A 4,553-nucleotide genomic window follows, 5' to 3' on the forward strand; every position below is an offset into this window, starting at 1 on the left:
GGACCGGCCGCCGGGACCGGCCGCAGCAAGGCCCCCTGACCCCATCCAGCACGATCCCGACCTCCGCACGCACAGGACCGCAGGATCCGCCACCGCGCCGAGACAGGCGGCAAGGACAGGTGACCGATGACCACGGACGATGCCGAAGCCATCACCGCGTCGGGGAGAGTGCGCGGCCTCCGGAAGGACGGGATCGCCGTCTTCCGGGGCATCCCGTTCGCCCGGCCGCCGGTCGGCGAGCTCCGCTTCGCCGCGCCCCTGCCGCCCGAGCCCTGGGACGGCACGCGCCCGGCCACCGAGTTCGGGCCCGCGCCGCCGCAGTCGGCGGCGCTCGCTCCGGACGTCCCGGAGACGACCGGCGACGACTGGCTGACCTGCAACGTCTGGACGCCCGACCCGGGCGGCGCGGGCCTGCCGGTCATGGTGTGGATCTACGGCGGCGCCTACCTCATCGGGCACTCGTCCGACCCGGACTACGACGGCACGGCGCCGGCCCGGGACGGCGTCGTCGTCGTGACCTTCAACTACCGCGTGGCCATGGAGGGCTTCGGGCAGATCGCGGGCGCGCCCGCCAACCGCGGCCTCCTCGACCAGGTCGCGGCCCTCGCGTGGGTGCAGGAGAACATCGCGGCGTTCGGCGGCGACCCGGGCGAGGTCACCGTCTTCGGCGAGTCCGCGGGCGCGGGCTCGATCGCCGCGCTCCTCGCGATGCCGCGCGCCAGGGGCCTGTTCCGCCGGGCGATCGCGCAGAGCGTCCCCGGGGTCTTCTTCTCCCCGCCGCTCGCCGGCGACATCGGCGCCGCGATCGCCGCCGAGGCCGGCGCCCGCCCGGTCCGCGAGGACCTGGCCGCGCTCACTCCCGCCCGCGTGATGCGCGCCGTCGACACGGTGACCGCCGCCATGCGGAACCATCCGCGGTGGGGCCCGGTCTCCCACACGCCGACGCCCTTCGCGCCGGTCGTGGACGGCGAGGTGCTGCCGCAGACCCCGTGGGAGGCGCTCAGGGCCGGAGCGGCCCGCGACGTCCCCCTGGTCACCGGCCACAACCGCGACGAGTACCGGCTGTTCGTCGCGATGCAGGGCCTCCTCGGCCGCGTCACCGGCGACCAGGCATCGACCGCTCTGCGCACCTTCGCCCCGGACCCGGAGGGCTACCCCGACGCGTTCCCGGGCGTCCCGCCGGAGACCCTGTACGAACTCGTCCACTCCGACTGGCTGTTCCGCATGCCGACCGTGCACCTCGCCGAGGCGCAGGCCGCCGCGGGCGGGCGCGTCCACCTGTACGAACTCGCGTGGCGCGGCGGTCCCCTCGGCGCCTGCCACGCACTGGACGTCCCGCTCGTCTGGGGCAACCTCAGCGGCGGCATGGCCGACCTCTTGATCACCGACACCGAAGGGGCCGCGGCCCTCTCGACGAAGATCCGCACCGCATGGACGGCCTTCGCCAAGACCGGATCCCCGGGCTGGCCCGCCTTCGACACGACCCAGCGCCTTACCCACGTGCTGGACACGACCCCCGCCGTCACCCGGTACCCGAACGAAACCTCCCGAGCCCTTTGGTCGTCCCACACCTTCGCCCCGCTCCCCCTGCTCGCCGAAACCGCCCCTCCACCCGCCCCGGCACCGCATGTCTTCCGTCCGTGAACACGCTCCTTCACCCCGGCCGGCGGGGCGAAACGGCCCCACCCGAACCGCGCGCCATGACGCCCGCCGGGCTCCCACGACCAGCGGGGGCGGTTGCCCGTACCGCCGACCGCACGGGATGGCCGCGGCCTGACGCTTCCCGAGGCCGCGTCCATCCCTCCCTTAGAACCTTCGCCTCAGAACCTCCGCGCGACGCTCACCGAGCCGGCGCGGTCCGGCCGCCGGCGCGCCGGGATGTGTCACACCCTGTGTCTACGATTGCGGGCATGCCCGCGAACGGAGGGGAGCGCCCGGTGAGCGACGTCGACGCCCTGATGCTGATCAGGAAGACCTGCCTTGCACTGCCGGAGGCGACGGAGAAGCCGTTCGGCGGGCACACGGCGCCCTCCTTCCGGGTCCGCGACAAGCTGTTCGTGATGACCAGCGAGGACGGCCTCTACATGACGTTCAAGGCCGGCCCCGGTGTGCAGGAGGCCCTCGTGGCGGAGAGCCCCGAGCGCTTCTTCGTCCCCAAGTACGTGGGCGCCAAGGGCTGGGTCGGCGCCCGCCTCGACGTCGACCACGACTGGGACGAGATGGCCGAACTCATCGAGGACAGCTACCGCCTCGTCGCCCCGAAGCGCCTGGTCGACCTCCTCGACCGCGACTGAGCAGTCCTGTGCCGGCCGGCGTCAGCGGGGTCGGCGGTTCAGGTTCCTCAGGCGGGTGGCGATCCTGTCCACGGTGGCGCTGTCGGGGTTCCAGCCCCGGTGCAGCAGGGCGGTCAGGAGGGCCTCCAGGTAGGGGGCCGGGTAGGCGAGGAAGTCCTTGGTGACCGGGATGACCTCCCAGCGCATCTCCTTGGCGAGCCACCGGCGGCGGGCCGTGTCGTGGCCACGGGCGCGGGCCCCGGTGTGGTGCCGTTCCCCGTCGTATTCGAGGCCGACGCGAAAGTCCGGGTAGCCGAGGTCGATGTAGAGCCGCCGGCCGTGCGCACCTCTCACCGGAACCTGGGTGTGCGGACGAGGGAAGCCGGTGTCCGCGAGGGCGACGCGAACCCACGTCTCACCGGGAGAGGCCGCGCCGCGATCGGCGAGGCGGATGATCTCGCGGAGGCGTTTGTTTCCGCGGTAGCCCGCCAGCGCACGGGCCATCGCGGTGAGTTCGCCGGTGGCGACGCCCTGCCGGAGGAACTGGTCGAGCGCGGCGACCGCCGCGAGACGGGGAAGCCATCGAGCGCAGTCGAGCGCGGTGCGGGCCGGGGACGTGAGGCGGACATCGGCCTCCTCCATGACGTGGCCGGCCGGAAGCTCCACGGTGTCGGCGGTGACCGGTTCGGAGCCGGACGTTCTGGGAGTGATGAGTTCGACGTCCCAGCCGGCCTCGTCCACTCCCGGGGGCAGGACGTCCAGGCCCCATATCCAGGCGGCCGTGCGGCGGCCCACGACGGCTTCCCGCGGGAGGAGACCGCTGAGGGCGGCGGCCCGCGCGGTGAGGGACGCGCCCTTGGCCGGGACGAAGCAGACGCCCGGGCCGACCGGCACGACCGAGTCGCCGGCGGTGCGTCTCCAGGTGAGGGTGAAACCGGTCATGCGGCGATGGTGCCCGCGCCGGCGAGCCCCGCGGCGGAGGCTCCGGAAATGTGGATAACCCCGGAAGGTCAGCGCGAGACGGCGCCGGTCCCCCATTTCGCGATGCGTTCGATCAGGGCGGGCGTGGCCGCCACCTCGGCGTGCCCGAACGCCGGCTCGATCCACAGTTCCTTCGGGTCGGACGCCGCCTCGTACAGCTGGTGCGCGTGTTCGAGGGGGAAGAACGCGTCCGCGTCGCCGTGGACGACCAGGAGCGGCGCCGGGGCTATGCGTCCGGCGACCTCATGGGGCGCCTCGGGCACCGGATCCCAGCCCTTCGGGGCGACGCGGGTACCGCGGGCGAGGCGCACCGCCAGCCGGCCGAGGCGGCGTTCCACCGCCCAGTGGGCGCGCCGCATCGGTTTCGTGCCGCGGTAGTACCAGCGGGCGGGCGCGCTCACCGACACCACCGCGTCGGCCCCGCCGTGCAGGGCCGCGTACCGGACGGCGACGGCGCCGCCCATCGAGAACCCGGCGACGACGACGTGCTCGTAGCCTCTGCGGCGGGCCGCGTCCGCGGCCGCGCCGAGGTCGAGGACCTCCCTGTCGCCGACCGTGGTGTGGCCGCCCGACCGTCCGTGGCCGCGGAAGTCGAGGGCGACGACGCCCCCGTGCGCGTTGAGGGCGCCGGCGATCCGGCGGAGGGCGGGCTGCCGCCACGAGCAGGTGAACCCGTGCGCGAGTATGAAGCACACGCCGCCGTCGCCCCGCAGGTGACCCGCGTCGATGCGCACCCCGTCGGCGGTGTAGAGGGTCAGCGGTTCCGGAGTCGTCACGGTCTCCATGATCGGTCATGCCGGTGCGGGCTGAACGAACGGGTAGCTGGGTAGGTAGGGGAACGTGTCTGGAGGGCTGGTTGATCGGCGGGCTCGGGCGTCAGGCTGGCGGCTATGGACAGCGAAGACCGCCCGGTCGGGGTGACGGCGCGCGCGAGCCGCGCGGACGGCCCGGAGAGCGGCGCGGCGGGCCGGCGTGAGGCCGACGACTACGCCTGCCGGGCGATGGTGTCCTCGGCGCGCGCCCACGAGCGGGCCGCGGCGCTGCTGGAGGGGATGGCCGCCGCCCATCCCGAGGAGGCCGAGCTCCACCTGCAGTCGGCCGCCCGGCACCGCAGGTGGGCGGCGAACGACCGGGAGCTGGCCCGGCAGTACGCGCCCGGGAGCGGCCCCGGCCGCTCCTGAGCGCCCGCGCCGTGCTCTGCCGGAGGAGCAGCGCACCCGACGGAGGATGGAGACATGACGGCCGACCTGCGAACCGCCCGCCGATCGCTGCACGGGGTGGCGGAGCTGGTGCTCGCCG

The 4,553-nt window shown here is 74.3% G+C and carries 5 protein-coding genes; 3 read left to right on the forward strand and 2 right to left on the reverse strand.

What is annotated here, in order from left to right:
• Nucleotides 1–126 precede the first annotated feature (126 nt).
• Both ACIWVC_RS19070 and ACIWVC_RS19075 read left to right on the forward strand, forming a co-directional pair.
• On the forward strand, nucleotides 127–1,644 hold the full coding sequence (locus tag ACIWVC_RS19070) for a carboxylesterase/lipase family protein (protein ID WP_396448651.1): 1,518 nt from the start codon (nucleotides 127–129) through the stop codon (nucleotides 1,642–1,644).
• A gap of 266 nt (nucleotides 1,645–1,910) precedes the next feature.
• A complete protein-coding gene (locus ACIWVC_RS19075; protein ID WP_396448652.1) occupies nucleotides 1,911–2,294 on the forward strand; it encodes an MmcQ/YjbR family DNA-binding protein in 384 nt (127 codons plus the stop codon).
• Between the two features lie 21 nt (nucleotides 2,295–2,315).
• On the opposite strand, the gene ACIWVC_RS19080 is transcribed toward ACIWVC_RS19075, so the two are convergent.
• Both ACIWVC_RS19080 and ACIWVC_RS19085 read right to left on the reverse strand, forming a co-directional pair.
• A complete protein-coding gene (locus ACIWVC_RS19080) occupies nucleotides 2,316–3,215 on the reverse strand; it encodes a hypothetical protein (RefSeq protein WP_396454394.1) in 900 nt (299 codons plus the stop codon).
• A gap of 68 nt (nucleotides 3,216–3,283) precedes the next feature.
• Nucleotides 3,284–4,039, reverse strand: coding sequence for an alpha/beta hydrolase (locus ACIWVC_RS19085; RefSeq protein ID WP_396448654.1), 756 nt, complete (start codon nucleotides 4,037–4,039; stop codon nucleotides 3,284–3,286).
• Nucleotides 4,040–4,144: 105 nt separating this feature from the next.
• Here ACIWVC_RS19085 and ACIWVC_RS19090 point away from each other — a divergent pair, with 105 nt between their 5' ends.
• Nucleotides 4,145–4,435, forward strand: a complete 291-nt coding sequence (locus ACIWVC_RS19090) for a hypothetical protein (RefSeq protein WP_396448656.1) — start codon at nucleotides 4,145–4,147, stop codon at nucleotides 4,433–4,435.
• The last annotated feature ends 118 nt before the right edge of the window (nucleotides 4,436–4,553 follow it).

This window comes from Actinomadura sp., from assembly GCF_044508335.1.
Taxonomy (GTDB): domain Bacteria; phylum Actinomycetota; class Actinomycetes; order Streptosporangiales; family Streptosporangiaceae; genus Spirillospora.

What these genes read in the sequence shown, in the direction of transcription:
- ACIWVC_RS19070 (WP_396448651.1), top strand. Translation starts at nt 127, where the DNA reads ATGACCACGGACGATGCCGAAGCCATCACCGCGTCGGGGAGAGTGCGC.
- ACIWVC_RS19075 (WP_396448652.1), top strand. Translation starts at nt 1,911, where the DNA reads ATGCCCGCGAACGGAGGGGAGCGCCCGGTGAGCGACGTCGACGCCCTG.
- ACIWVC_RS19080 (WP_396454394.1), bottom strand. Translation starts at nt 3,215, where the DNA reads ATGACCGGTTTCACCCTCACCTGGAGACGCACCGCCGGCGACTCGGTC.
- ACIWVC_RS19085 (WP_396448654.1), bottom strand. Translation starts at nt 4,039, where the DNA reads ATGGAGACCGTGACGACTCCGGAACCGCTGACCCTCTACACCGCCGAC.
- ACIWVC_RS19090 (WP_396448656.1), top strand. Translation starts at nt 4,145, where the DNA reads ATGGACAGCGAAGACCGCCCGGTCGGGGTGACGGCGCGCGCGAGCCGC.